The sequence below is a fragment of the Stenotrophomonas sp. MH181796 genome (assembly GCF_009659995.1).
Taxonomy (GTDB): Bacteria; Pseudomonadota; Gammaproteobacteria; order Xanthomonadales; family Xanthomonadaceae; genus Stenotrophomonas; species Stenotrophomonas riyadhensis.
This window is the reverse complement of record NZ_RAHU01000007.1, coordinates 84,131-110,898: the sequence shown is the minus strand read 5'-3', so window position 1 is coordinate 110,898 and position 26,768 is coordinate 84,131. Positions and strand designations below refer to the sequence as shown.

The 26,768-nt window shown below is 66.5% G+C and carries 28 protein-coding genes; 16 read left to right on the top strand and 12 right to left on the bottom strand.

The genetic code is table 11. The features are described from left to right. Positions 1-100 precede the first annotated feature (100 nt). From D5301_RS17640 to D5301_RS17630, 3 genes are all read left to right on the top strand, one after another. On the top strand, positions 101-487 hold the full coding sequence (locus D5301_RS17640; RefSeq protein WP_153856437.1) for an SseB family protein: 387 nt from the start codon (positions 101-103) through the stop codon (positions 485-487). Positions 488-602: 115 nt separating this feature from the next. Then, positions 603-1,067, top strand: coding sequence for a GNAT family N-acetyltransferase (locus D5301_RS17635; protein WP_153856436.1), 465 nt, complete (start codon positions 603-605; stop codon positions 1,065-1,067). Next, the gene (locus tag D5301_RS17630) at positions 1,064-1,357 is read left to right on the top strand and encodes a hypothetical protein (RefSeq protein ID WP_153856435.1); all 294 of its coding nucleotides are present in this window, start codon (positions 1,064-1,066) and stop codon (positions 1,355-1,357) included. Before D5301_RS17635 ends, D5301_RS17630 begins: the two co-directional genes overlap by 4 nt. A 44-nt stretch (positions 1,358-1,401) precedes the next feature. On the opposite strand, the gene D5301_RS17625 is transcribed toward D5301_RS17630, so the two are convergent. The 4 genes from D5301_RS17625 to D5301_RS17610 form a co-directional block, all read right to left on the bottom strand. Beyond that, complete coding sequence (locus tag D5301_RS17625) at positions 1,402-1,707, bottom strand: hypothetical protein (RefSeq protein WP_153856434.1); 306 nt, start codon at positions 1,705-1,707, stop codon at positions 1,402-1,404. Positions 1,708-1,789: 82 nt separating this feature from the next. Then, positions 1,790-5,374 carry a M1 family aminopeptidase gene (locus D5301_RS17620; protein WP_153856433.1) on the bottom strand — a complete coding sequence of 1,195 codons (3,585 nt, stop codon included), beginning with the start codon at positions 5,372-5,374 and terminating at the stop codon, positions 1,790-1,792. A gap of 12 nt (positions 5,375-5,386) precedes the next feature. Next, the gene (locus tag D5301_RS17615) at positions 5,387-6,289 is read right to left on the bottom strand and encodes an ABC transporter ATP-binding protein (protein WP_110711511.1); all 903 of its coding nucleotides are present in this window, start codon (positions 6,287-6,289) and stop codon (positions 5,387-5,389) included. 129 nt (positions 6,290-6,418) lie between these two features. After that, positions 6,419-7,450 carry a LacI family DNA-binding transcriptional regulator gene (locus D5301_RS17610; RefSeq protein WP_153856432.1) on the bottom strand — a complete coding sequence of 344 codons (1,032 nt, stop codon included), beginning with the start codon at positions 7,448-7,450 and terminating at the stop codon, positions 6,419-6,421. A gap of 139 nt (positions 7,451-7,589) precedes the next feature. Here D5301_RS17610 and D5301_RS17605 point away from each other — a divergent pair, with 139 nt between their 5' ends. Together D5301_RS17605 and D5301_RS17600 are read left to right on the top strand one after the other, a co-directional pair. Beyond that, positions 7,590-7,985 (top strand): hypothetical protein, encoded by a 396-nt coding sequence (locus tag D5301_RS17605; protein ID WP_324187344.1) that lies wholly within the window; start codon positions 7,590-7,592, stop codon positions 7,983-7,985. 170 nt (positions 7,986-8,155) lie between these two features. Continuing rightward, complete coding sequence (locus D5301_RS17600) at positions 8,156-8,731, top strand: single-stranded DNA-binding protein (RefSeq protein ID WP_010483495.1); 576 nt, start codon at positions 8,156-8,158, stop codon at positions 8,729-8,731. Positions 8,732-8,848: 117 nt separating this feature from the next. Here the strand turns inward: D5301_RS17600 and D5301_RS24070 are convergent, their stop codons facing one another. Continuing rightward, the gene (locus tag D5301_RS24070) at positions 8,849-8,998 is read right to left on the bottom strand and encodes a hypothetical protein (protein WP_180858989.1); all 150 of its coding nucleotides are present in this window, start codon (positions 8,996-8,998) and stop codon (positions 8,849-8,851) included. Here D5301_RS24070 and D5301_RS17595 point away from each other — a divergent pair. From D5301_RS17595 to D5301_RS17580, 4 genes are read left to right on the top strand one after another with little or no spacing between them, the layout of a single operon-like run. After that, complete coding sequence (locus tag D5301_RS17595; protein ID WP_153856431.1) at positions 8,934-9,830, top strand: TIM barrel protein; 897 nt, start codon at positions 8,934-8,936, stop codon at positions 9,828-9,830. The two genes, D5301_RS24070 and D5301_RS17595, sit on opposite strands and share 65 nt — an antisense overlap. 27 nt (positions 9,831-9,857) lie before the next feature. Then, positions 9,858-11,543, top strand: coding sequence for a GMC family oxidoreductase (locus D5301_RS17590; RefSeq protein ID WP_153856430.1), 1,686 nt, complete (start codon positions 9,858-9,860; stop codon positions 11,541-11,543). Then, a complete protein-coding gene (locus D5301_RS17585) occupies positions 11,543-12,118 on the top strand; it encodes a gluconate 2-dehydrogenase subunit 3 family protein (protein WP_153856429.1) in 576 nt (191 codons plus the stop codon). Before D5301_RS17590 ends, D5301_RS17585 begins: the two co-directional genes overlap by 1 nt. Positions 12,119-12,132: 14 nt before the next feature. Further along, positions 12,133-12,876: a DUF1080 domain-containing protein gene (locus D5301_RS17580; RefSeq protein ID WP_228756439.1), complete on the top strand. Its 744-nt coding sequence runs from the start codon at positions 12,133-12,135 to the stop codon at positions 12,874-12,876. 30 nt (positions 12,877-12,906) lie between these two features. On the opposite strand, the gene D5301_RS17575 is transcribed toward D5301_RS17580, so the two are convergent. Genes D5301_RS17575 through D5301_RS17555 form a run of 5 tightly spaced genes read right to left on the bottom strand, consistent with a single transcriptional unit; the run spans position 12,907 to position 17,539 of the window. Further along, positions 12,907-13,203, bottom strand: coding sequence for a cytochrome c (locus D5301_RS17575; RefSeq protein WP_153856428.1), 297 nt, complete (start codon positions 13,201-13,203; stop codon positions 12,907-12,909). Positions 13,204-13,221: 18 nt separating this feature from the next. Further along, entirely contained in the window at positions 13,222-14,085 is an 864-nt protein-coding gene (locus D5301_RS17570) for a sugar phosphate isomerase/epimerase (RefSeq protein WP_153856427.1), read from the bottom strand. 19 nt (positions 14,086-14,104) lie between these two features. After that, positions 14,105-15,229, bottom strand: a complete 1,125-nt coding sequence (locus D5301_RS17565) for a Gfo/Idh/MocA family oxidoreductase (RefSeq protein ID WP_153856426.1) — start codon at positions 15,227-15,229, stop codon at positions 14,105-14,107. A 12-nt stretch (positions 15,230-15,241) separates the two neighbouring features. Then, positions 15,242-16,459, bottom strand: coding sequence for a nucleoside permease (locus D5301_RS17560; RefSeq protein ID WP_153856425.1), 1,218 nt, complete (start codon positions 16,457-16,459; stop codon positions 15,242-15,244). Positions 16,460-16,486: 27 nt separating this feature from the next. Further along, entirely contained in the window at positions 16,487-17,539 is a 1,053-nt protein-coding gene (locus tag D5301_RS17555) for a sugar phosphate isomerase/epimerase family protein (protein ID WP_153856424.1), read from the bottom strand. A gap of 95 nt (positions 17,540-17,634) precedes the next feature. Between D5301_RS17555 and D5301_RS17550 the strand changes: the two genes are divergently transcribed. After that, on the top strand, positions 17,635-18,642 hold the full coding sequence (locus tag D5301_RS17550; RefSeq protein WP_153856423.1) for a LacI family DNA-binding transcriptional regulator: 1,008 nt from the start codon (positions 17,635-17,637) through the stop codon (positions 18,640-18,642). Positions 18,643-18,746: 104 nt separating this feature from the next. Next, complete coding sequence (locus tag D5301_RS17545) at positions 18,747-19,799, top strand: sensor domain-containing diguanylate cyclase (RefSeq protein ID WP_153856422.1); 1,053 nt, start codon at positions 18,747-18,749, stop codon at positions 19,797-19,799. A 36-nt stretch (positions 19,800-19,835) separates the two neighbouring features. Here D5301_RS17545 and D5301_RS17540 read toward each other — a convergent pair whose 3' ends face one another. Both D5301_RS17540 and D5301_RS17535 read right to left on the bottom strand, forming a co-directional pair. Beyond that, positions 19,836-20,756: a bifunctional helix-turn-helix transcriptional regulator/GNAT family N-acetyltransferase gene (locus tag D5301_RS17540; RefSeq protein WP_153856421.1), complete on the bottom strand. Its 921-nt coding sequence runs from the start codon at positions 20,754-20,756 to the stop codon at positions 19,836-19,838. A gap of 53 nt (positions 20,757-20,809) precedes the next feature. Then, a complete protein-coding gene (locus D5301_RS17535) occupies positions 20,810-21,742 on the bottom strand; it encodes a LysR family transcriptional regulator (RefSeq protein WP_228756438.1) in 933 nt (310 codons plus the stop codon). Between D5301_RS17535 and D5301_RS17530 the strand changes: the two genes are divergently transcribed. The 5 genes from D5301_RS17530 to D5301_RS17510 all read left to right on the top strand — a co-directional run bounded on the left by D5301_RS17530 (position 21,728) and on the right by D5301_RS17510 (position 26,766). Next, positions 21,728-22,699, top strand: coding sequence for an isocitrate lyase/PEP mutase family protein (locus D5301_RS17530; RefSeq protein WP_248859607.1), 972 nt, complete (start codon positions 21,728-21,730; stop codon positions 22,697-22,699). The genes D5301_RS17535 and D5301_RS17530 overlap by 15 nt on opposite strands. 114 nt (positions 22,700-22,813) lie before the next feature. Next, the gene (locus D5301_RS17525) at positions 22,814-23,839 is read left to right on the top strand and encodes an AI-2E family transporter (RefSeq protein WP_153856420.1); all 1,026 of its coding nucleotides are present in this window, start codon (positions 22,814-22,816) and stop codon (positions 23,837-23,839) included. A gap of 162 nt (positions 23,840-24,001) precedes the next feature. Continuing rightward, on the top strand, positions 24,002-25,744 hold the full coding sequence (locus tag D5301_RS17520; protein WP_153856419.1) for a GGDEF domain-containing protein: 1,743 nt from the start codon (positions 24,002-24,004) through the stop codon (positions 25,742-25,744). Between the two features lie 70 nt (positions 25,745-25,814). Next, positions 25,815-26,252 (top strand): hypothetical protein, encoded by a 438-nt coding sequence (locus D5301_RS17515; RefSeq protein WP_153856418.1) that lies wholly within the window; start codon positions 25,815-25,817, stop codon positions 26,250-26,252. Between the two features lie 13 nt (positions 26,253-26,265). Next, positions 26,266-26,766: a GNAT family N-acetyltransferase gene (locus D5301_RS17510; protein ID WP_110714277.1), complete on the top strand. Its 501-nt coding sequence runs from the start codon at positions 26,266-26,268 to the stop codon at positions 26,764-26,766. Positions 26,767-26,768: the final 2 nt, after the last annotated feature.

The window sequence follows — 26,768 nt, the reverse complement described above, 5'->3', positions numbered from 1 at the left end:
CATGAATCCATGGCACCTTCAGGTGCCGGCCAGCGGCCGGCACTACCTGGTTTGGCTGCATCCGGCACAATAGGCATCCCTCACGCCCCGCCGTACCGCCATGACCGACCTCGCCCCGCAGACCCCGATTGAAACCCTGCTGAAGGCGGCGATGGACGGGACGGTGCCGATCCGCGCCTTCATGGAGGCCTTCGTCGCCTCCGAGGTGGTGCTGCTGACCGGCAGTCTGGTCACCCCGGACGGCAGCGGCTTCGACCCGCTGCTGTTCGACAAGCAGGGCACCCTGCACGTGGCCGTGTTCACCGACCCGTCGCGGGTGGGCATCTACAGCCAGCAGGCCGAACACCAGATCCGCTGGCGGATGCTGGATGTACTGCGCCGCGTGCCGGGTGGCTATGGCGTGGTGATCAACCCGGGTACTTCGTTGGGCTTTGAGATCTCGCCCAGCGGCATCGGCGAGATCCTGAAGGACTTCGCCCAACGCTGAGCGGCCACCGCGCTATATTTGTAGTGTCGAGCCACGCTCGACTGCCTTTCGCGCAGTGCCAGATCAGTCGAGCAAGGCTCGACTCTACAGAACGCTTCCCCATCGAGGCATTGCCATGGAATTCAGGGTACTACCCGCCGATGCACCGGAACGGCAGCAGTTGGCCCGGTGGTACCACGCCGAATGGGGCCGCGACGCTGGCCTGTCGCTGGAACAGGAACTTCAGCGGCTGAACCCGCCACAGGATGCCGAAGGTTTCCCGCACCTGATCGCTGCCTTCGATGACGGTCAGGTGGTCGGTGCGGTGCAGCTCAAGCGCCGGGAGATGCAGGCCTTCCCGCAGTACGAGCACTGGCTGGGCAGCGTGTTCGTGGCCGATAGTCATCGCGGGCGTGGGCTGGCTGGCGGCCTGGTCGAGCAGGCAGCGGCGCAGGCGGTGTGGATGGGTGTGTCCGACCTGTATCTGCAGACCGAGGCCCTGGATGGTGGGCTGTACGCGCGGCTGGGCTGGAAGCCGCTGCAGGAAGCCGACAACCGCAGCTATCGCGTGCTGGTGATGGTGCGCAGGCTGGCCGCATGAGCGCCGCAACGGCCCGGCACTCCCGCTCCGCGCTGATCTTCCTGATCGCGGCCATCGTCGTCGCGCTGGTGTCCATGCCCGTGCTGCGCGCGATAGGCATGGTGCTGTGGCCGGTGTTCGCCATTGCCTGGCTGATCAACCTGGGCGCGGCCTGGCATCTGGCGCAGTGGGCACGTCAGCAGGGCCGTGCAGCGTGGGTATACGGATTGCCGGCAGCGCTCGGTACCGTCGCCTCGATCGTGGTCTATGTGCTGCTGGCGTTGCTGGGGCCGAAGGCAGCAGTGCGTTGAGACTGCGCGGTGGATGACGATGGTGTGCCGAGCATGGCTCGGCACTACAGCGGGGCGGGGTAGTAGAGCAGGGCAGAGCCGGCTTCCAGCGCTTCTTCGTAGAAGACAGCAAAGCCGCGGTAGGCATCGGTGTTGAGTACATCGACCTGCAGATGGCCACAGCGTAGATCCCGGATTTCATCGAAGCCGAAACGGAAGCATTCGGCCAACGCGAGGTCGAATGCATGGCGTTCATCGTCCTGCAGCAGGAACAGCATTGCCTGATGGTGTGCTCCGACGCTGGGTGCGTTCCACTCGAATTCGGCGTTGCCGGTGTATCGACCAGTGAAACCGTAGATCATGACCGGCACGGCAGTTCCCCACAGAGTCCATGTGCTCGAAGCAGCTCCGCCAGCGATGATGCCGGCCGCTCGACCGGCATCACCTCGTCCTTCACATCGTCACCTTGCGCCGGTTGTCATCGCTCACCCGGTCGATCAGCTTGTTGTACGGGTCGAAGCCCGCTTCATCCGGCTTTTCATCCACGGTTACCGTGATCTTCGGCGCGGCGCTGGTGATGTGGTGGCGCTGCAGGTACAGCACCTTCTGGTCGCGCTCCTTGCCCGACGGCCCGTTGGCGAACACGCCGATCTCGATCCAGTCATCCATCGTGCCGTCGCTCTCCTTGCCCTTGCCGTCGGCGTACTGCTTGGCGGCGTGCAGGTCCAGGGTCACCTCGTAGCGGCCGTCATCACGCTTGCGGGCGCTGGCGGCCATCACCCGGTTGTCGTAGAAGCTGATCTTCTCGAACAGGTCGGTGACCAGCTGCTGGCGGTCGGCCGGGGTCTCCGCCCGGATGTAGTCCAGCAGCTCGCGTGAGGTGGTGTACGGCGGTTGCTGATAGCCCTTGTCCTGCAGGAAGCGCTTCAACGCGCGGTTCAGCGCCTGCTCGCCGATTTCCTCGCGCAGCCGGTAGAACACCAGCGAACCCTTCTGGTAGTGGATGTACTGCTGGTTCTCCACGCGCTCCAGCGGCTGCTCCTCGATGGCCTCGCCACCGCGTCCAGACAGGTAGCCATCCAGCTCGCGCTTGAGGAACTGGCGCATGTGCTGGCGGCCGTACTCCTGCTCCATCACCATCAGCGCAGAGTACTGCGACAACGATTCGGACAGCACCGTCGCGCCCTGCACGTTGGCACCGATCACCTGGTGCGCCCACCACTGGTGCGCGATCTCGTGCGCGGTCACGTAGAACACGTAGTCCACCTTGTCCGGATCGCGCAGGTCGGCGATGAAGCCGATGGCCTCGGAGTAGGGGATGGTGTTGGCGAACGACTGCGCGAAACGCGCATAGCCCGGGAACTCGATGATGCGTACCTGGCGGTGCTGGTAAGGCGTGAAGTTGGCTTCATAGTAGGCCAGCGACTTCTGCACCGCTTCGATCATCCGGTCCACGTTGTAGCCGTGCGCCGGGTCGAAGTAGACCTCCACCGGGATGTCCTTGTACTTCGCCCTGCGCACCTCCCAGCGTGCCGACAGGTAGGCGTAGAAGTTCAACATCGGCCGGTCCATGGCGTAGCTGAAGCAGCGGCGGCCATTCACCGTGGTCTCCTTCTGCAGGTAGCCCGGCGCCAACGCCACCTGGTCCGGTGCGGTGCAGACCGTGGTGCGGAAATCGAGCCAGTCGGCGTCGTTGGAAATGTAGGTGTTGGCGCGCGCGGCTTCGTCTTCCAGCTTGGGCATGCGCCGCGGCTCGCCGAGGCCGCGCTTGCGGCGTTCGTTGCGGTCGCTGATCTCGGCACCCTCGTTGTAGCCGAAGGACGGCAGCACGCGGCTGTTGAAGAAGGTGCCGTTGTCGACGATGTTGCTTGGTGCCTGGCCGGCGGTGATGCCGTTGGGTTTCTGCACCACCCGGAAGTGGACGTTGCGGCTTTCACCCGGTTGCAGTGGCGTGGCCAGGCGGTAGATGCGGTAGCCAAGGTCGGCGTCGTGCATCGACAAGGTCTGCCCACCCAGGTCAACCGCGACCAGCTGCTTGTCGTCGCCCATCGAGACATGCACGTCCTGGATCGGCACGGCATGCGTGTTGCGCACCGTCCAGTTTGCATCGATCACCATCGACTGCGATTCGGGGAACAGGTCCACGCGGTTGTCCACCGCCACGATGCGAGGCTGCGGCAGAGAGCGGTACTTCGACAGTTCACGCTCGTAGCGCGCCTGCAGGTCCAGCTGTTGGTCGGGCGAGATGAACTCGTTGCGGATGTTGGTGCTCCAGTACAGCCAGCCGCCCACGCCGATGAAGGCCAAGGCCGCTACGCCAGCGAAGACGCCGGTCGGACCGCGCAGGCGGCGGCCGGCCAGGGCCAGGCGCTGGCGGAGCCCTTGGCTGACGCCGCGCACCCAGAATGCCGACGCCAGGCACATCAACGTCAGCAGGAACAACGCCCAGTAGCCCTGGAACGCCAGCTGACCGGTCAGGAAGTGGCCGTAGCCGTTCATGTCCGAATAGGGCGCGTTGGGCCAGCTGCCGAAGTTGTACAGGTTCTGCGTGTAGTCGAGCAGGCCGAGCACACCCTGGCCGATCATCACCACGATCAGCAGCGCGTAGCCGACGAACTTGTTGTTGGTGAGTACCTGCAGCACCAGCGCCAGGCCGCCCATCAGGATGTAGACCACTGAATCCAGCGCCAGGCTGCGCAGGTACAGCAGCGGCTCAAGATGCGTGTAGCCCTTGGCCAGCTGCACGCCCATCGCCGCCATCGCACCGGCGGCCTGGAAGCAGACGATCACCGCGAGTAGTGCGGTGAACTTGGCCAGCAGCGGCACCCAGTTCGGCACCGGCATGGCGTCCGTCACTTCGTTGATGCGCGCGCTGCGTTCCTTCCAGACCAGCTCGCCGGCGAAGAACAGCACGATGATCACCAGCAGCCAGCTGAAGGCGCCCTGCAGGCCCATGATCATCTGCGAGGTGACCGGCCAGATCGAGGTGCCGTACAGCGTCTGCCGGAACAGCGCGCTGGGCAGGAAGTTGGCCAGGCCCAGTACCAGCAGCACGATGAACGGCACGCTGCGCAGAACGCCGCGTGTATCGAAACGGACCTGGCGCAGGAACTGCTGCCACGCCGTGGTGGCAGTGAACGCCGGCACCACGCGCGGCAGCGGTGCGCGGGTGGGGCGGACTGCCACCGCATCAGCAACCGGAAGCACCTGCCTGCGGCCCCAGCGGCGGCGGCCACTGCCGCTGCGCTCGGTACGGAACAGCGCGAACGTGGCAGCGAACAGCACCGCCGCTACGCCGAGCCACAGGGCGCGGTTGGCCAGCAGATAGCCGGCCAGCTCAGGAATTCCACTGTTGCGCTCAGCGGTGGACCAGTAGCGGATCGTGCGGCTGAGTGCGCGCATGCCCAGCGGCTCGCTCAGCACTGCGATCCACGTGTTGTCGATGTCGCGCAGCAGGGCTGCACTGACGCCATACAGCACGAGGTAGGCCACCAGGCCGATGTAGACCCACAGGATCGAACGGGTCAGCGCCGCCAGCAGTGACAGCAGTGCCGTGGTGAACAACAGATTGGGAATGACGATGACCGCGAACGTCCAGGCATAGCCCTGCCAGCTGATCGGGCCCATGCGTTCGGGGTCGACCCACGGCATGAACGGCGCCAGCCACAGGCCGAACGCAATCACGACGTAGACCAGCACGCCGGCCGCCAGGGCGGCGGCGATGCGTCCGGCCAGGTAGTCGCGGCGCTTCACCGGGCTGGCGAAGATCAGTTCGGCGGTGCCGAGCTCGAAGTCACGCAGCAGCGCATTGCTGACAAACAGCGCAGTGACCAGCATGCCGAGCAGGGTGAAGATGCCCAGCATCTGCGCGATCACGGTGGGCGCGTTGCCGTGCACGTTGCCGCTGCCGCCACCGATCTGCACGGCGTCGCTGGAGGCGGCGGCGAAGGCGAGCAGGGCGAACAGCCCGGCCAGCAGCCACAGCAGCGGGGAACGCAGCTGTTCGCGCAGCTCGAATCGGAAGAAGTTGAGGATCATGGCGCGCTCCGCTCAGGCTGCCGCGCGGGCACGGGCCTGCAGGCGCAGGCGCTGGAAGTACACGTCCTCGAGGTCGGGCGCCACGGCCGCAAAGCCGTCACCGGGGTCGTTGGCGCTGTGCACGTGGATCACCGGGCGGCCACCGACCAGGCGCGTGGACAGCACCACGTAGCGCGCTTCGTGGTCGGCCAGTTCCGAAGGATCGACCTGCTTGCGCCAGACCTGGTGCTGCAGGGCGTCGATGGCCTCGGCAGGGCGGCCGGTCAGCAGTACCTGGCCCTTGTTCATGATCGCCATCGTCGGGCACAGGTCGGTCACGTCCTCGACGATGTGGGTGGACAGGATCACTGCCACGTTCTCGCCGATCGCCGCCAGCAGGTTGAGGAAGCGGTTGCGCTCTTCCGGGTCGAGGCCGGCGGTGGGTTCATCGACGATCACCAGCCGCGGGTCCCCCAGCAGCGCCTGGGCGATGCCGAAGCGCTGGCGCATGCCGCCGGAGTACGTGCCCAGCTTGCGCTTGCGCGCGTCCCACAGATTCACCTGCTGCAGCAGCCCATCGACCACCTCGCGGCGCTGGGCGCGCTGGGTCAGGCCCTTGAGCACCGCGAAATGTTCCAGCAGGTCCAGCGCGCTGACTTTCGGGTACACGCCGAAATCCTGCGGCAGGTAGCCCAGCCGGCGGCGCACCGCGTCCTTGTCGCGCAGCACGTCGATCGACGCTTCGCCCGGAATGCTGAGCGTGGCCGTGCCGCTGTCGGCTTCCTGCAGGGTGGACAGCGTGCGCATCAGCGACGACTTGCCGGCGCCGTTCGGGCCGAGCAGGCCGAACATGCCGCGCGGGATGTCCAGGGTGACGTTGTTGAGGGCATGCACGCCGTTGGCGTACGTCTTGGACAGCGAATCGATCTTCAGCATGCGACGTACACCTTTCCATGGGCGATGTCTGCGCGTTATCCGCGCATCAGCGTCCGTGCGCATCCGCCGTTGGTCATGGGGGGAGAATCCGGCCGTCGTGCGTTGGCAGGGGCGCCGGCCCTGCGGTGCCTACCCGCGCAGCGACGATTCCCGCACCACCAGCTTCACCGGGATGCTCTGGCTCTCCACCGGCTGCCGGCCGATCAGTGCCAGCAGGCGCTCCACCAGCAGCTGGCCGGCCTGCTTGGTGTCCTGCTGCACCGTTGTCAGCGCCGGGGACACAGAGGCTGCCAGTGGAATGTCGTCGAACCCGGTCACCGCGACGTCCTGTGGCACCTGCAGGCCGGCCTCGCGCAGGGCCCGCATCGCGCCGATGGCGATCAGGTCGCTGGCTGCGCAGATGGCGTCGATCGGCGCGTTGCGAGCCAGCAGGGCCTGGCAGGCTTCCTGGCCCGACGCCTCGGTGGTGATCGCATCGTGCTGCAGCGCCGGCTCCGCAGCCAGGCCGTGTTCCTGCAGGGCCGCGACATGGCCGCGGTAGCGCTCCTGGAACTCGGGGTAGTGGCTGGAGGCATGACCGAGGAAGGCAATGCGGCGGCAGCCCTGCTGCAGCAGGTGGGTGGTGATGTCGTGCCCGCCCTGGAAGTTGTCGCTGCCGATCGACACGCCGGGCTGGCCGGGCAGGGCGGCGCCCCAGCGCACGAAGTGCGTGCCCTGTTCGACCAGCCGCTGCAGGCGGTCGCGCGATTCGTGGTAGTCGCCGTAGCCGAGCAGGATGATGCCATCGGCCTTGTTGCTGTCCTCGTAATCGGCCTGCCAGTCGGTGGACAGCTGCTGGAACGAGACCAGCAGGTCCTGCCCGTGCAGCGCGCAGGCGCGGGTGATCGAGCCCAGCATCGAATGGAAGAACGGGTTGATCAGCGAGTCGTCGTTGGTCGGGTCTTCGAAGAACAGCAGGGCCAGCGTGCCGGCATTGCGCAGGCGCAGGCTGGAGGCGTTCTTGTCGACCTTGTAGTTCAGCTCGCGGGCGATGCGCAGGATGCGCTCGCGGGTCTCTGCGTTGACCATCGGGCTGCCCCGCAGGGCCCGCGACACGGTCGGCTGGGAGACCCCGGCCAGGTGGGCGATGTCCAGGGAGGTGGCTTTGCCTTTGATGGTCATGGGCACGCGGGAGGGGGCAGGGTGGAAGGTGCCTGGGCATGATGCCATGCGGTGGCTGCTGGCCGTCCTGACCGTCACTGCTTGTGGCCACGGTCGCGGTCGTGCGACGGTCAACACCATAGCCTGATGGAGCCAAGCGGTGACCTTTCGCCTGTACCCGGGTGTCCCCGACGATTTCGAGGCGCGGATCCGCATCCTTGCGCCAGAGGAGGGGGGGCGTCGCAGCCCCGCCCGGAATGGTATCCGCTGGGATTTTGCCTATGCCGATGACGCCGGGACACCCGAGCTGTTCATGATCTGGCCCGACTTCCGGCACGCTGAGGGCGACAGCTGGGCGACCGAGCTGCCGCTGCCGGTGGGAGAGTCCCTGTTGGCCGGCCTGACCGTGGTCAATGAGGTGCTGAGGGCGGGGCTGCACCGGGAGCGTATCCGGCCGGGCGTGCGCTTCCACTGCCATGAAGGGCCCAAGGTGGTGGCGGTGGGGGAGGTTACGCGGGTCACTGGCCTGCTGCTGGATCGCCCCATGCTTCGTTGAGGCCGGTTCCGACCCGTATCGGCCGGATTCCCGACGGGCCGGGGGCGAAGGGAATGGTAAGATGCCTCGTTCCGATATCCCCCATTCGCAACCGTGGGAGGTCCAGCGTATCGGCACCCCGTCGGGTGTGCTATCACTGGTCCAGCCCCGGACAACGGAAGAATCCATCTATGGCGCGCGGCATCAACAAAGTCATCCTGGTCGGCAACCTCGGCAACGACCCGGACGTGAAGTACACCCAGAGCGGCATGGCGATCACCCGCATCAGCCTGGCCACCACCAGCGTCCGCAAGGACAAGGATGGCAACCAGCAGGAACGTACCGAATGGCACCGCGTGGTGTTCTTCGGCAAGCTCGGCGAGATCGCCGGCGAGTACCTGCGCAAGGGCAGCTCGGTCTACGTCGAAGGCAGCCTGCGCTACGACAAGTACACCGGCCAGGACGGCGTGGAGAAGTACTCCACCGACATCGTTGCCGATGAAATGCAGATGCTGGGCGGCCGTGGTGAAGGCGGCGGTGGCGGCGGTGGTGGCAACTACGGTGGCGATCGCCCGCAGCGCCAGCAGGCCCCGCGCCAGGAGTACGGCGGCGGTGGCGGCGGCCAGCGTGGCGGCCAGGGCGGTGGCTATGGCAACCAGGGCGGCAACCAGGGCGGCGGTTACGGCAACCAGGGTGGCAACCAGCGTCCGCAGCCGCAGCAGGCGCCGCCGATGGACGACTTCGCTGACGACGATATTCCGTTCTGATCGGACGCTCGCCTGCAGCACAAAAGAAAGCCCCGCTCATGCGGGGCTTTTCTTTGTCCGCGATTCCTGCGGAGTTGTGCCCCGCAGCATTGAATTTTCGTGCACCGCGACTTGCAATCAGGCAATTTCCTCCCCTATGGTGCAATCGATTGCATTGCGGTGAATCGTTGCGTTTGATACCGGTTGGGAGGCCGGCAGGTGGATGTCCATCCATTCGATCAGACCGGCTCCGGCGACGGGCCTCACGCGGCGCGATGCGTTGCGCATGGCGGTTGCTGGAGGCGTAGCTCTGGGTACTGCGGGAGCGTTGCCTGCATTCGCCGCCACCGCAGCGCTCAAGGGCAACCTGAAGCACTCCGTGGCCCGCTGGACCTTCCCGCAGCTGTCGGTCGCCCAGCTCTGCACGACGGTAAAGGACATCGGTTTTGCCGCCATCGATCTGGTCGGCCCGGAAGACTGGCCCACGCTGAAGGCCAATGGCGTGTACAGCTCGATGTGCAACGGCGCGGAGCTGGGCCTGACCAAGGGCTTCGCCGGCCGCGAATTCCACGGCCAGCTGGTGGAGCGCTACACGCAGCACATCGACCTGGTGGCTGACGCCGGCTACCGCAACCTGATCTGCTTCTCCGGCAATCGCAACGGCATGGACCCCGCCGAAGGCATGGCCAATGCCGAGGCCGGCCTCAAGCGCATCCTCGGGCATGCCGAGAAGCGCGGGGTGGTGCTGGTGATGGAACTGCTGAATTCCAAGGTCGATCATCGCGACTACCTGTGCGACCACTCGGCCTGGGGCGTGGAGCTGTGCCAGCGGCTCGGCTCGGACAACTTCGGCCTGCTCTACGACATCTACCACATGCAGATCATGGAGGGCGACATCATCGCCACCATCGGCAAGCATCACGCCTGCTTCAAGCATTACCACACCGCAGGCGTGCCTGGCCGGAACGAGATCGGAGACCAGCAGGAGCTCCACTATCCGGCCATCTGCCGCGCGATCCGCGATACCGGTTTCAAGGGGTATCTGGCGCAGGAGTTCACGCCTGCAGCGCCCGATCCCGTTGCCTCATTGCGCGAGGCGATCCGCCTCTGCGACGTCTGAAACGATATCCACCCAGGTGAGAAACCCATGGCAGATAATCACTACGACGCCATTGTTGTTGGCTCGGGAATCAGTGGCGGTTGGGCGGCGAAGGAGCTGACCGAAAAGGGCCTTAAGGTCCTGATGCTGGAGCGCGGGCGCAACATCGAGCACGTCAAGGACTACGTCAATGCGATGAAGGAAGCGTGGGACTTCCCGCACCGCAACCGGCCAACGCAGGCGATGAAGGCCGAGTTCCCGGTGCTGATGCGCGACTACGGACTGGCCGAGAACCTGGAAGGGATGTGGGCCAACGAACAGGACTCGCCCTACATCGAGACCAAACGTTTCGACTGGTTCCGTGGCTACCACGTGGGCGGCCGCTCGCTGCTGTGGGGACGGCAGAGCTATCGCTTCTCCGACCTGGACTTCGAGGCGAACCTCAAGGACGGTATCGCCGCTGATTGGCCGATCCGCTACGCCGACATCGCGCCATGGTACGACCATGTGGAAAAGTTCGCCGGCATCGCCGGCACGCGCGAAGGACTGGACGTGTTGCCGGATGGTGAGTTTCTGCCGCCGATCCCGTTGAACATCGTCGAGAAGGACGTAGCTGCACGGATAAAAAAGGCGTTCGGCGGTACCCGGCACATGATCCACTCGCGCACCGCCAACATCACCAAGCCGATGCCCGAGCAGGGGCGCGTCAACTGCCAGTACCGCAACAAGTGCATCCTTGGCTGCCCCTTCGGTGCCTACTTCTCGACCCAGGCGGCGACGCTGCCGGCGGCGATGAAGACCGGCAACCTGACCTTGCGGCCGTTCTCGATCGTCAAGGAAGTGCTCTACGACAAGGACCGCAAGCGTGCCCGCGGCGTGGAGGTCATCGACGCCGAGACCGGCCAGACCTACCAGTACACGGCCAAGGTGATCTTCCTCAACGCGTCGTCGTTCAACTCGACGTGGCTGTTGATGAACTCGGCCACCGATGTGTGGGAGGGCGGGCTGGGGTCCTCGTCGGGCGAGCTCGGGCACAACGTGATGGACCATCATTTCGGGGCGGGCGCCTCGGGCCGGGTCGAGGGCTATGAAGACAAGTACTACTTCGGCCGTCGTCCCTGCGGCTTCTACATTCCGCGTTTCCGCAACGTTGCGGCCGACAAGCGCGGCTACCTGCGCGGGTTCGGTTACCAGGGTGGTGCCAGCCGCACCGGCTGGTCGCGCGAGATCGCCGAGCTGAACATCGGTGCCGACCTGAAGGAGGCGCTGACCGTGCCCGGTGACTGGCGCATCGGCATGACCGGGTTCGGTGAAATGCTGCCGCACCACGACAACACGATCCGCCTGGACCGCGACCGCAAGGACAAGTGGGGGCTGCCGGTGCTGGCGATGGACGTTGCCATGCGCGCCAACGAACTGGCGATGCGCAAGGACATGGCCGCCGATGCCGCCGAGATGCTGGAGGCGGCCGGCGTCAAGGACGTGAAGATGCACGACAACGACTACGCCCCGGGCAAGGGCATCCACGAAATGGGGACCGCGCGCATGGGACGTGATCGGAAGAGCTCGGTGCTGAACCCGCACAACCAGGTCTGGGATGCACCCAACGTCTATGTGACCGACGGGGCCTGCATGACCTCCAGCGCCTGCGTGAATCCTTCGTTGACCTACATGGCGCTGGCCGCGCGCGCGGCCGACCACGCGGTGCGCGAACTGAAAGCGGGGAACCTCTGATGGATCGCCGCGAACTGCTGAAAATGATCGTCGCCGCCACCGGTGCGGCCATGGTCGGCCTGCCTGCGCTTGTGCAGGGGCAGGCACCGGCCGCCGCCACCAAGATTCATTTCTCCGATGCCGATGTCGGCACGCTGGACGAGATCGCAGAGACCATCCTGCCGCGGACCCGGACGCCAGGGGCGAAGGATGCCGGTGCCGGCCTGTTCATGGCGACGTTCGTCAGCGACTGCTATACCGCCCGGCAGCAGGCGACGTTCCGCGCAGGGCTGGCCGACATCGACAAACGCGCCGGCGGCCGCTTCGCGTCGCTCACGCCGGAAGCCCGCACCGAATTGCTGCGCACGCTGGACGCCGAAGCCAAGGCACGCCATGCCGATGTGACCGAAACCGGTACGCCTGAAGAGGGCGAGGCGATGCCGCATTACTTCACGATGCTCAAGCAGCTGGCCATCTTCGGCTTCTTCACCTCCAAGGTCGGCGCGACCGGAGTGCTGCAGTACGTTGCGGTGCCGGGGCGCTACGACGGCGATCTCGCCTATGTTCCCGGCACGCCCGCCTGGGGGACCAGCTGATGGAGCGCAACAGAATGATCAAGCCGCTGCTGATCGCGGCCACCGCGCTGGCCGCCGCACCCGTGTTCGCGCAGAACGGTGCCGACGCCGCGCGCGACCCGAAGAAGACCGAGGTGTGGACGCCGGTGCCTGCGACCGTGGCTACGCCGCCAGGCAAGGCCCCGTCCGATGCAATCGTGCTGTTCGATGGCAAGGATGTCTCCGCGTGGGAGTCGGAGCAGGGCGGACGCGTGCCCTGGAAGGTTGCCGATGGCGCCATGACCGTCGTGCCCGGCAGCAAGGGCATTCGCACCAGGCAACGCTTCTGCGACGTCCAGCTGCATGTCGAGTGGCGCACGCCCACCGACACGAAGGGCTTCGACGGACAGAACCGCGGCAACAGCGGCATCTTCCTGCAGGAGCTGTACGAGCTGCAGGTGCTCGACAGCTACAACAACCCGACCTATGCCAATGGCCAGGCGGGCTCGATCTACAAGCAGGCCATGCCGTTGGTGAACGCCTCGCGCGCACCGGGACAGTGGCAGGCCTACGACATCCTCTGGAAGGCGCCACGTTTCTCGCAGGGCGGCGGGCTTGTGTCGCCCGCGCGCATCACGGTGCTGCACAACGGCGTGCTGGTGCAGGACGACACCGTGCTGGCAGGCAGGACCGAATACATCGGTGCGCCTTCCTACGCGCCGCATGCGTGTGCGCCGCTCTATCTGCAGGAACATGACGCCAGGGTCAGCTACCGCAACATCTGGGTGCGCGAGTTGTAGTGGCAGGCGGCCAGCGTGGTCGCCGGCCGCTTACTTCGCCAGGTAGCTGGCGATGTCATTGATCTCCTGCTGTGACAGCTGGGAGAAGGGCGGCATCAGCCCACCGCCCTTGCTGATCTTCTCCTTGATCTGCGCAGGTGCCATGCGCTTGCCGATGTCGGTGAGCGCCGGGAACGCGCCCGGCATGCCCGCGCGATCGGCGCCGTGGCAGGCCACGCAGTTCGCGGTGTAGAGCTTTGCACCCGCAGCCGGATCGTCCTTGCACCAGGCGGTTGTCGCAGCGCTCATGCCGCCCAGGGCCACCGCCATTGCCAGGATCATTTTCATGTGGGGCTCCTTGATGCGTCAGCGCCGCGCACGGGCGGGCACGCGGGTGGTCAGGTGTTCACGCAGATAGTCCGCACCGGTCTGGATGACCTTGGCCGGATCGCGCGGCTGGTCGTGCTCGATGATGTACCAGTGCACGCCGGCGGCTGCCGCAGCAGGCAGGATCGCGTTCCAGTCCAGCACGCCCTGGCCCACCGCAGCGAATCCGCCTTCGTCTTCGGCCTGGCCCTTGGGCGCATTGTCCTTGGCGTGCACCGCGAATACGTGGCCGCGGAACTTTGCCAGCATCACCGCCGGGTCCAGGCCCGCACGCGCGACCCAGGCCAGGTCCAGCTCGGTCTGCAGGTCGGGACCGGCGGCGGCGAACAGCAGCTCCAGTCCGGTCCTGCCGTCGAAGTCGGCCAGTTCGAAGTCGTGATTGTGATAGGCCAGGCGCATGCCCTTGCCACGCACCTGTTTTGCGATGCGGCCCAGTTCCTGGCCCAGGGCGGTCCAGCCGGCGGCATCGATCGGGCGATCCTTCTTGTCCAGGTACGGCACCACCAGCGTCGTGTTGCCGATCGACCGGTTGAAGGTCACCACCCCGTCCAGATTGCTGCGCAGCTCGGCCAGCGGCACATGCGATGAAACCGCCCTGATCGAATACCGGTCCAGCAGCTGCTTGAGTTCGGCCGCGCTGGTGTTCTGCGTGCCGACCGTTTCCACCGCATGGACGCCTGCGTCGTGGACGATCTTCAACTGCTGCTCGAGCGAGCCGGCATCGCGCAGGGTGTACATCTGCACCGCGATCGGTTGCTGCGTGCTGGCGGCTTCGACTGCGAAAGCGGGCAGGGCGGCGAGCAGCAGGACGAGGCTTGCAGTTCCATGGACAAGGGCTTTCATCAACAGATCCTCCCGGGATTCAACCGATGGCAGTCCAGGCGCGCGACCTGGCCGATGCAATGACACGATCGACGATCTGCGCCGAGCGCACGCCGTCCTCGAAGGTGGGCAGGCCCTGCGGTCGCTCGCTGCCGATGGCGCGATAGGTGTCGGCGACAAACGCTTCGAAGCACTGGGCGTAGCCCTGCGCGTGCCCGGCCGGCAACACCGACAGCCGGCGCTGTTCGGCACCGCCGGCGCCCGGTCCGCGCACGAAGATCTCCTCGCGCTGGTCGGGCAGGCCGATCCACAGCCGCTCGGCATCCTCCTGGTTGAAGGCCACGCTGGCCTTTGCGCCATCGATCTCGAACCAGAGGCGATTGTGGCGTCCGGCCGAGACCTGGCTGACCGTCAGAGATGCCAGCGTACCGGCACCGGTCCTGAACATCGCCGCAGCCACGTCCTCGCTCGTTACCTCCTGCATTGCGCTGGCTGCGGTTGGCGTGCTGAAGCTCTGTCCGCTGACGGCGCCGCGCTCGGCGATGACCGTAGAGAACGCCGCGCTGACCTCGACGAAGCGTTCGCCGCTGACCCATTCCACCAGGTCGCACCAGTGCGAGCCGATGTCGGCGAATACGCGCGACGTGCCGCCCAACGCCGGGTCCACGCGCCAGTTGTTGCTGGCCGGGTCCAGCAGCCAGTCCTGCAGGTAGCTGCCGTGGATCAGGTGCAGCGGCCCCAGATCGCCTTGGGCGATGCGTGCGCGCGCTTCGCGGATCACCGGGTGGTAGCGGTAGACGAAGGGTACCGTGGCGACGAGTCCGTTCGACGTGGCCAACGCCGCCAGCGCCTGCGCATCGTCCAGCGTGGTCGCCAGCGGTTTCTCGCAGATCACGTGCTTGCCGGCTTCCAGTGCGGCCTGCGCCATCGCGCGGTGCAGATGGTTGGGCGTGCAGACATGCACGACCTGCACCTGCGGATCGGCGATCACCTCTTCGATATCCCGATAGGCGCGCGGGACATTCCACAGCTGCGCCATCTCACGCGCGCGCTGCGCTGACGAAGCGGCAACGCCGCGTACCTCGGCACCGGCGAGCAAGGCCGCGCGGCGGTGCACGGCGCCGATCATGCCGGCGCCGACGATGGCGATTCCAAGCGTTGGCATCGGCTCGAATCCTCAGCGTGTGGAAGATGCGGCGGCCACGGCGGGCCGGTCGCGGAACAGCAGCAGGAAGGCGATCAGAACCACCAGCGCGACGCCAGCCGGGAACAGCCAGATCTGCTGCCAGTCGGGGCCGGCCTCGGTGGTGAAGTGCTCCACCACCGCGCCGGACAGGAAGGTGCCGATCAGCATGCCCACGCCGTACGTGGCCAGGGTGATGAAGCCCTGCGCGCTGCTGCGCACGGCGGGGCCGGCATGGGCATCGGTGTAGATCTGGCCGGTGACGAAGAAGAAGTCGTAGCAGATGCCGTGCAGCACGATGCCGATCACCAGCAGCGGGAAGCCGCTGCCCGCATCGCCGAAGGCGAACAGGACATAGCGCACCACCCACGCCGCCATGCCGACCGCCAGCATGGTCTTCACCCCCAGCCGCACGAACAGGAATGGCATGGCCAGCATCAGCAGCACCTCGGAAACCTGGCCCAGCGACTGCAGGCCCGCGGCGCCGCGCACGCCCAGGTCGTTGAGATACGGATTGGTGAAGTTGTAGTAGAACGACAGCGGGATGCAGATGGCGATGGAGGCCAGGAAGAACACCAGGTAGGCGCGCGACTTCAGCAGCCGCAGCGAGTCCAGCCCCAGGATCTGCCCCAGCCCGGCATCGCGCTGCTGTGCCAGTGGCGGCGTGTGCGGCAGGGTGAACGCATACAGGCCCAGTACCAGCGATGCCAGCGCCGCCATGCGGAAGGTCAGCTCAAGCCGATGGGCCTGCTCCCACCCCAGCCAGCCGATCAGCACGCCTGCGACGATCCAGCCGATGCTGCCGGCCACGCGTACCAGCGGGAACTGTTTCTCGGGCGACTGCATGTGCCGCATCGCCACGCTGTTGGCCAGTGCCAGCGTCGGCATGAACAGCAGCATGTAGCCCATCACGCAGGCCGAGAACACACTGAAGCTGGTGGCGGTGGACGCCAGCCACATCAGTACCGCGCCGGCCAGGTGCAGCACCGCGAGGATGCGCTGCGCGGCGAAGTAGCGATCGGCGATCAGGCCGACCAGGAACGGCGCCACGATCGCGCCGATCGACTGGCTGAGGAAGGCGGTGGCCACCTGGCTGGCGCTGGCCTGCAGCGGGCCCTGCACCAGGTACGTCCCGAGGGTCACGAACCACGCTCCCCAGATGAAGAACTGCAGAAACATCATCGCGCCCAAGCGCGACATGGCGTGCGACATGGCTTGCCCTCCCGGGGCGGTAATGGCTCAGATTCCCAGCATGTGGCGCAGTGATGCGGCGTCCGTGCCACTGTCGGCAAAGTCATCGAAGGCGCGCTCGGTCACCCGGATGATGTGGTCGCGGATGAAGGCGGCACCTTCGCGTGCGCCGTCCTCCGGGTGCTTCAGGCAGCACTCCCATTCCAGTACCGCCCATCCGGGGAAGTCGTACTGGGCGAACTTGGAGAAGATCGCCTTGAAGTCGATCTGGCCATCACCGGGCGAACGGAACCGGCCCGGGCGATCGATCCAGTCCTGGTAGCCGCCATACACGCCGCTGCTCGCGCTGGCGTGATACTCGGCGTCCTTGACGTGGAAGATGCCGATGCGCGCGTGGTAGCGGTCAATGAAACCCAGGTAGTCCATCTGCTGCAGCAGCAGGTGGCTGGGGTCGTACAGGATCTTCGCGCGGGGGTGATGGTCCACCACGTCGAGGAAGCGTTCGAAGGTCACGCCGTCGTGCAGGTCCTCACCCGGGTGGATCTCGAAGCACAGGTCCACGCCGCAGGCGTCGAACGCATCCAGGATCGGGCGCCAGCGGCGGCCGAGTTCGGCGAAGGCTTCTTCCACCAGTCCCGGTGGACGCTGCGGCCAGGGATAGAAATAGGGCCAGGCCAATGCGCCGGAGAACGTGGCATGCGCGGTCAGCCCCAGGCGCTGGCTGGCTTTGGCGGCCAGCAGAAGCTGCTCGACTGCCCAAGCCTGGCGGGCAGCCGGATCGCCGCGCTTGTCCGCCGGCGCGAATCCGTCGAACAGGCTGTCGTAGGCCGGATGGACCGCGACCAGCTGCCCCTGCAGATGGGTGGACAGCTCGGTGATCTGCAGGCCATGACCGGCCAGCATGCCGGCGACGTCATCGCAGTACGCCTGGCTGCGCGCGGCCTCGGGCAGGTCGAACAGGTGGGGCGCGCTGGTGGGGACTTGTACGCCAGAATAGCCCAGGCCCGCGGCCCACCCGGCCAGCGTGTCCAGCCGATCAAAAGGAGTCGTGTCGCCGATGAACTGCGCCAGGAACAGCGCTGGACCCTTGAGCGTCTTCAACGTGATTCGCCCTCGATGCAATCGATTGCATTATCCTAGCAGGGGCTCACGCAGGACCTGTTGTGCACTGCACAGCAGACAGGAGAACTAACGCCATGGCCACCATCTACGACATCGCAAAGCACGTCGGCGTCTCCGCAGGCACCGTGTCGCGGGCGCTTTCGCGACCGGACAAAGTGCTGCCCGCCACCCGCGCGCGCATCGAGCAGGCCGCTGCCGCGCTGGGGTATGTGCCCAACACGGTGGCCCGCACGCTGAAGACCCAGCGCAGCGGCAAGATCCTGGTCACCGTCCCGGACATCGCCAATCCGTTCTTCGCGCAGATCCTGCAGGGCGCGGAGGACGCCGCACAGGCGGTCGGCTACGCAGTGCTGCTGGGCGATACCCAGCATCAACCCGATCGCGAGGAGCGCTACGCGCAGATGCTCCGGCGCAACGAGGCCGACGGCATGATCGTGCTGGGGCACCGGCTGCCGCCGACGGCGCGCGAGATCGTCGAGCAGCGCGGTGCCGCCGCGCCGGTGATCAACGGCTGCGAGTTCGACCCCGCGCTGGGCATTCCCAGTGTCCATATCGATAACGCCGCGGCCGCGCGCGTGGTCATGGAACATCTGTATGCGCTGGGACACGAGCGGATCGCCGTGGTCGGCGGACCGCCGGACAATCCGCTGCACCAGCAACGGCTGGAAGGGGCACGGGCGGCCGGCAAGGTGCGTGGCCGCCTGCGCCAGCTGAGCATCGTGCCGGGGGATTTTTCCGTGGAATCCGGCCATGCGGCTGCCATGGCGCTGCTGGACGGCAGGTCCGCACCAACGGCGATCTTCTGCTTCAGCGACCAGATGGCGCTGGGTGCGCTGGCGGCCTGCCGCGATCTGGGCATCCGCGTGCCGGAGGACCTGTCCATCGTCGGCTTCGATGATCTGGCATCTTCCCGCTACCTCACGCCGCCATTGACCACCATCCGGCAACCGATGCGGGAGATCGGTGAGCGGGCGGTCCATCTGCTGCTCGCCATCATCGAACATGTCGACATGCCGCTGCAGCAGACGCTGGATTTCAGCCTGATGCTGCGGGGTTCAACGGCGCCACCCAGGCGTGGGTGAGGCAGGGTGGCCGCCGTGAATCCTTGATCCCGAATTGACGCAGAGCTGTCAGACTCACCACAGGCCGCCCGGCAAGGGCGTGCGATCGCGCAAGGGGGTCGGCAATGCCGTTCTTGACGGACTCGACGGAAGTCGCGGTCGAAGGCATCGGCGCGGCACGTCGCATCGGCTGGATGCGCTTCGTCGGCAATGGCCTGGGCGCGATTCCCATCGCCTCGATCATTCTCGAACGCCAGGACGGTGTGTTGGCCTGGGCGTTGCTGCTGCTCAATGCGCTGGCCTGGCCGGCGCTCGCGCTGGTGCTGACCCAGCGCGCCCGCCTGCCCGCACAGGCGCAGTTCCGCTGCATGGTCGCCGACTCCTTCTTCGGCGGCGGCTGGATCGCCTTCATGGCGCTGAGTGCGGTTCCCAGTGCGCTGTTCGCCGCATTGCTGGTCGCCGACAAGATCGCTGCCGGCGGCGTGCGCCTGGCGATGCGGGCCACGTTGGCACTGCTGCTGGGTTTCGCGATCACCTGGTGGGCGCTCGGCTTCCCTTACCAACCCGTTTCCTCGCAGCGCACGATCGTGCTCAGCGTGCCGTTCCTGTTCGTCTACGGCATCGGGCTGAGCATCCTCAGCTGGCAGCTGGCGCGCCGGGTCAAATCGCAGAACCGGCAGCTGCAGCGGCTGAGCCGGATGGATCCGCTGGTGGAGCTGGCCAACCGCGGCTTCCTGATCCTTCGCGCGCAGCAGGTGCTGGACAGGGCGCAGGGGCAGGGGGGCCTGGCCTGCCTGCTGATGCTTGATGTGGATGATTTCAAGCACATCAATGATTCACACGGCCACCGCGCCGGGGATGAGGTGTTGCGCCAGATCGCTGCCACATTGCGCGAATTCGCGCGCCCCGGCGATACGCCTGCGAGGCTGGGCGGCGATGAGTTCGTCGTGCTGCTGCGCGACTGTGCGCCCAGTGACGCGATGCATGTGGCCGAACGGGTCCGCCTGCACCTGCTGGAAGCCGCGCGACAGGCGACGCCGGGTATCGAGTTCAGCGTCAGCATCGGCATTGCGGCAACGCCGGGCCAGGGCAGTGTGGAAGACTGGCTGGCCACGGCAGACAAGGCTCTCTATCACGCCAAGCGGCAAGGCAAGAACACCGCCAGCTGGGGGGACTGACGCGCAGCCGTGCGTGGCATGCGCACGTGGCGGCTGTCAGAGCGCCCGTTCCCAGACCTGGCCGAGCAGGTCATGGCCAAAGCTGTGGTGGGGGGCTTCCTGTACAAGCTGGAAACCGGCACGTTCGTACAGGCGCCGGGCATCGGCCAGCACGCTGTTGGTCCAGAGCGTCATCCGCGTGTAGCCGACGGACACCGCAAACGCGATGCACTCCTCGACCAGGCGGGCACCGATGCCCATGCCGCGTGCGGTGGCATCCACATAGAGCAGGCGCAGCTTGGCGGTGGTGTCGTCCTGCCGGACCACGAACACCGAGCCGACCATGTCGCCGTCCTTCTCGGCAATCCAGCAGCGTTCGCGCGCCGGGTCCAGCTCGCGCAGGTACTTGGCGACGATTTCCGATACCAGTGCTTCGTACTCCGCGTTCCAGCCGAATTCGCGGGCGTACAGCGCGGCTTGCCGCGAGACCACCAGCCCCATGTCGCCCGGCCGCGGGTCACGCAGCAGGTACGAGGGCGGGCTGTCGCCCAGCACGCTTTCGATCTGGCCCATGGCCGCAAGCAGTTTCACCTGCGCCATGTCGGGCAGCGCCGCCAGCAGATCGATCATCTCCTGCCGCGAGGTCTCTTCCAGCGGCGCGAACACGCTCTGCCCCAGCGCCGTCAGGGTCAGAACGACCACGCGCGCGTCCTCGGCCGAGCGCTCCTTTCGGAGGTAGCCCTGCCGCTCGAACCTGGCGGTTACCCGGCTCACGTAGCCAGCGTCCAGGCCCAGCTCGCGGCACAGGTCCGAGGGCGACAGCGGTGCATGGTGGGCCAGTTCGTACAGGATGCGGACTTCGGTGAGGGACAGGCCGCTGCGCAGCAGTGATTCCTGCAGCACGCCGATCTGCCGCGTGTAGAAGCGGTTGAAGCGCCGCACCGCGTCGGCGCGTTCGGAAAGGGTGCCCGTCGACATGGCAGGTCCATATATTTGACTTGGGCAAATAATTGCTTGCCAAAGTCAAATAATCAAGCGCCGGGCCGATCTTTGCTGGCGGGGTCGTCAGGACATGGCTGCGCTTGCCCGGTGCCACCTGCGCAGCGAAGGAGCGCGGCTGCCAGTGCGGGATGCTGGCTGCGCACGGCCAGCTGCAGCGTTGTGGTCGGCATCCCCAGCTGCAGCGCCACGAAGGCGAGGCCGGGCCGGTGCAGGTTCTGCATCGAGGCCGGCACGATGGCGATGCCCAATCCGGCGGCGGCGAGATTGATGGCGGAGGCGACCTGCGGCGCTTCCTGCTGGATGGTGGGCGTGAAGCCCTGGCTGCGGCAGGCCGCGACCACGTCTGCACTCAGGCCATAGCCTGATTTCCGCGAGAAAAGAATGAAGCGCTCGTCGCGCAGCTCGGCCAACGCGATGCTCCCGCGGCCGGCCAACGGGTGGTCGGCGGGGAGTACCGCCACCAGGGGCTCGGCACTGAGCTGCTGGATCACCAGTTCGCCAGGATGCGAGTACGGTGGACGCATGATCGCCGCGTCCAGTTCGCCGTCATCCAACCGCCGGACCAGCGATTCACTGCCATCTTCGACCAGCTGCAGCTGCACGGCGGGATGCGCCTGCTTGAACCTGCGCAGCAGTGTGGTCACTGCTTCATTGAACGAGGCCGATTCGGTCAGGCCCAAGGTCAGGATGCCGGCCTCACCATGCGCGGCGCGCAACGCATCCTCCTTGGCGCGGTCGACACGGGCGAGGATGTCGACTGCCGCTGACCAGAACACGCGGCCCGCATCGCTGAGCACGACGCCGCGCCCCTGGCGATGGAACAGCGGCGTACCGATCTCCTCCTCCAATGCACGGATCTGCTGCCCCAGCGGCGGCTGGGCAATGTGCAGCGCCTCGGCTGCCCGGGTGAAGCTCTGCAGCTGGGCAGTCATGACGAAGTAGCGCAGGTGCCGCAGTTCCATTGGAACCTCAAACGTTCTGGTGCTGTACGAACACGGTATTGGACGGTCGCCGGTGGCGGCAACATCATCGGTATCCCACGACAGAAGTCCAACGACAAGGGAGACCCCATGAAAAAGACACGTCGGCTGCGCGATCTGCTCCGCCAGGGCAGCGTGATTGCGCCGGGCGCATTCGATGGATTGTCAGCACGCCTGGTGGAGCTGGCCGGCTTCGATGCGGTCTATGCCAGCGGCGGGGCCATCGCGCGTTCGGCCGGTGTGCCGGACATCGGCCTGCTCGGTCTCAGCGAAGTGCTGGCACAGGTTGAGCGGATCGTCGATGCCTGCGACCTGCCGGTGATCGCCGACGCTGACACCGGCTTCGGCGGCACGGCGAATGTTGAACGCACGGTGCGCGCATTTGAAAGAGCAGGCGTCGCCGCCCTGCATATCGAGGACCAGGCCTTCCCCAAGCGCTGTGGTCACCTGGATGACAAGATGCTGATCGACGCGGGTGAGATGTGCACCAAGATCCGCGTCGCCTGCCAGTCGCGGATCGATCCGGAACTGATGATCGTCGCGCGTACCGACGCCATCGCCTGCGAGGGCCTGGGGGCGGCGATCGCCCGCGCTCGGGCGTATGTCGAGGCGGGCGCGGACATGATCTTCGTCGAGGCACCGGAAACACTGGAGCAGATCGAGGTGATCTCGCAGCAGGTTCCCGGCCCGAAGCTGATCAACATGTTCCACAGCGGGAAGACACCGCTGGTGCCGGCGCAACGGCTTGCCGAACTCGACTACCGGCTGGTGATCATCCCCTCGGACCTGCAGCGGGCCGCGATCCGGGCCATGCAGCGCACGCTGCAGGAGATTGCCGCGACCGGCGACAGTGGGCGCATTGCCGGCGAGCTGGCCAGCTTCGGCGAACGTGAAACGATCGTGCGCACGGCGCGGTACCTGGCACTGGACCGGGCCTGATCCGGGCAGTGAACCCGTTGCGGCCGGTGCCGTAGCGTAATGGCCATTCAGGCTGCACGCGGAATCGTCCTGGCAATCCTCTACCATGGGCCACCCTGCCCGGACGTGCCGCCCATGCAAGACGCCCTCGTTGCCCAGCCCAAGCCCCCTGTTCCGAGGATCGCGGCCTGGCTGATGATGCTGCTGGGCATGTGGCTGGCGCTGAAACTGGGCCTGGTGGTGACCCTGCTGTCCGGCCTGCTGGTGTTCCAGCTGACCCACCTGCTGGCCTCCACCGTGGAAGGCAGGTTGCCGCCGGGCAGAGCACGGGCCATCGCGGTGATCGTGCTGTCGGCGGTGATCATCAGCGCGCTGGTGCTGGCCGGGATCGGCGTGGCCTCGTTTTTCCGCAACGAGACCGGCGGCCCGGACGCGTTGCTGGCGCGGCTGATGGACATCCTCAATTCGTCCCGGCACCAGGTGCCCGCGCTGCTGCAACCCTATATTCCTGAAGACATGCCGGCGCTGCGCACGGCGCTGAACGACTGGGCCGCCGAGCATCAGCGCCAGCTGGGCGTGGCCGGTACCTCGGTGGTGCAGGTGGGTGTACGCGTACTGATCGGTATGGTGCTGGGCGCGATGATCGCGCTGTATGACGAACTGCCGCTGCCGAAGATGGGACCATTGGCGCAGGAGCTGATCGGGCGTACCAGCCGCCTGGCCACCGCGTTCCGCCAGGTGGTGTTCGCGCAGGTGAAGATCTCGCTGCTCAACACCGTGTTCACCGCCATCTTCCTGCTGGGCGTACTGCCGTTGTTCGGCGTGCACCTGCCGCTGTCCAAGACCCTGGTGCTGATCACCTTCATCGCCGGCCTGCTGCCGGTGGTGGGCAACATCATTTCCAACACCATCATCACCATCGTTGCGCTGTCGGTCTCGTTCTACGTAGCCGTTGCGGCACTGCTGTACCTGATCGTGATCCACAAGCTGGAGTACTTCCTCAACGCGCGCATTGTCGGTGGCGAGATCCAGGCGCGTGCCTGGGAGCTGCTGCTGGCGATGTTGGTGATGGAGGCGGCGTTCGGCCTGCCGGGCCTGGTTGCCGCGCCGGTGTTCTACGCCTACGTGAAGCGCGAGCTGGTGGACCAGCGCTGGATCTGACGCGGCGCGATGTGACGCAATTGCCACGGTGAGGTCGCCGCGTCCATCTTGTCGGCGCGTTCGCAATGGCTGGGGTATATGCAGGGGCGGGGTGCACGTGGCGCTGGCTTGGCACTGCCGGAACCGCTCAGTACAGTTGTCCGCACGTCAGGGGAAATTTGAATGGCCGGCAAGGCATCACCCATCGGGTTGCGGACCTGGGTCTGGATCCTGGCGGGGCTGTTCGTGGTCTGTACGCTGCCGTTGATGGCCATCGCCCTGATCCAGGGCACGCTGCGCTATTCCGCCGCCGAGGACAACCTGGTCAGCCTGCGCCAGCTGCGGCAGACCTTCGATCTCGCCAACCTGGTCTCTGCCGAGCGCGGCCCGGCCAACAGCCTGCTCGGTGCCGACCCGGCCGATGCCGGCGAGCATGCACGGCTTGGCATGCAGCTGGCCGTGGCGCGCAGGCGTGTGGACACCGCGCTGCAGCAGCTGGATACCGTGTTCAAGGCCGATCCGGGCGTGGTGGATGAGCATGGAATGCTGGCCGATGCACAACGTCGCCTGCAATCGGCACGTGCAGGCGTGGACCGGGTGGCGGCGCAACCGCGTGACGCGCGGCGCGTCGAAGACGTTGAACGCGCGATCAGTAGCATGTTCGCCGTGGTCGATCGCCTGCACCTGCTGACCTCGGCGCAGATCAACGTACTGGTCCGAGCGGACCGCGAAGCGGCGATTCCAGCCATGCAGGGCCAGGTGCTGATCGACCTGCGCGAGCACGGGGGGCGTCTGGCATCCAACGTGATGGCACCGGTGGCGGTACCGGGGGCCTGGCGCAACGAGCAGGTGCGCGCGGCGCTGCAGACCGAGGGTCGCCTGCTGGAGCTGTGGCGGTTGGCCGGCAGCCACGAGTCGGTGTTCCGCAGTGATCCTACGCTGTCCTGGCATTGGGACATGGCGCGACGGCAGTTCTTCGGTGAGTCGCTGCCGATGATCGAACAACTGATCGAAGACGGACGGCGTGGCCTGCCGCCGCCGTGGACCGCTGCCGAGTTCACCCGGCGCTACGTGCCGACCCTGCAGTCGCTGGAAGCGCTTCGCGACGGTTACCTGAGTGTGTCCATCGCCCGGTTCGAACGCACCCGCAACCGCGAGGCGACACGGCTGGCGGTGCTGGTGGCGACGGCACTGGGGACTCTGGTGGTGCTGGGCGTGGCGCTGCGCATCGCGCACCTGCAGATCCTGCGGCCTCTGCTGCAGGCACAACGGCAGGTGATCCAGATCGCCTCTGAAGCGCCGGGACCGGAGCAGCACGTCACCCATCCGCTGGCCGAGATGCAGCGCCTGTTCGATGCCATCGAGGTGCTGCGCGAGAAGTCGCGCGAGCGTTCGGCGCTGACCAGCGAGCTGCGCCAGCTGGCCGGTACCGACGAGCTGACCGGTCTTCTGAACCGGCGTGCGCTGGACGAGGTGGTACAGCAGCGGCATGCCGAGGGCGGCGCCAGTGCGGTGGTGATCCTGTTGGACGTTGACCGTTTCAAATCGATCAATGATGGCCATGGCCATGATGCCGGCGACGAAGTGCTGGTGCAGGTGGCACAGCTGCTGCAGCGCCACCTCCGTCGCAGCGACAGCATTGCCCGCTACGGTGGCGAGGAGTTCCTGGTGCTGTTGGCCGACGGCGACCTGGCGGGTGGCCGCCAGCTGGCCGAATCGCTGCGGCTTGCATTGCAGCAGCTGGATATCGTGGTGGCCGGCGGCACCGCGTTGCGGGTGACCGCCAGCTTCGGCGTGGCCGAGGGTGGCACCGATGCGCTGGGCTGGCGGACCTTGATGCGTGCTGCCGACACTGCCATGTACCAGGCCAAGGCACAGGGCCGCGACCGCGTGCGGGTGGCAGGCGGAGGCCGCATCACGCGCTGACCCGCGATGTTCATCACCGGCGCACGTGGCGCCCCCTAGACTGGGTGTCCGACCGCTGCTGGAGTCCGCCATGACCGTGCGTCCCATTGCCACCGCCGTGCTGCTCGTTGGGCTGCTTGCCGGCTGCGCTACCCCCGCATCAAAGACCGTCGCCGACCCGCCGCGTCATCCTTCCATTGCGGCCGGCATGAGTCCGGTGCCTGCCTTCACCGGTGGCGGGGCGGGTTGGAGCATCGAGATCGCTTCCACCGGCCAGGGCAACCACGATGCCAGCCTCAGCGCTGACGGCCGCACCCACAAGGGCAGTCTGCGCTATCTCGGCCAGCCGGCCGATGCGCCGAGTTCGCTGATCGTGCTCAACGGCGAGCTTGGCAGGCAGCCGGCCATTGTCGAGATCAAGCGCGAGTCGTGCCGCAATGCCGAGGGTGTGGACACCATGGCCAGTGTGCAGGTGACGATGGAAGGACAACCGCAGCGTCGTGGCTGCGGCCACCTGGCCGTGTACTGAGTCGCTGCCCAACATGCTCGAGATTCCTACCCTGCACACCGCACGCTTGCGGCTGCGCCCGCAGCAGCTGGATGACTTCAGCGTCTACGCGGCGTTCCTGGCGTCGCCGCGCGCGCTGGGCATGGGCGGACCGTTTGGCGAGGTGGCCGCATGGGGCCAGTTCTGCCACGACCTCGCCAGCTGGCATCTGTTCGGCCATGGCGCATTGATGATCGAGCGCGCCGACACGGGGGCCTGTATCGGCCAGGTCGGGATCAACCATGGCCCACTGTTTCCGGAGAAGGAACTGGGCTGGCTGCTGTATGACGGCCACGAAGGGCAGGGCTTCGCTACCGAAGCGGCCGGTGCATTGCGCGACTGGGCCTTCGTGGTGGCGCAGCTGCCGACCCTGGTCAGTTACATGGCGCCGGACAACCAGGCGTCGCAGGCAGTTGCACAGCGGCTGGGCGGCGTGCTCGATGCACAGGCGGTTCGCAGTGACGCGGAGGATCTGGTGTACCGCTACCAGGCATGACG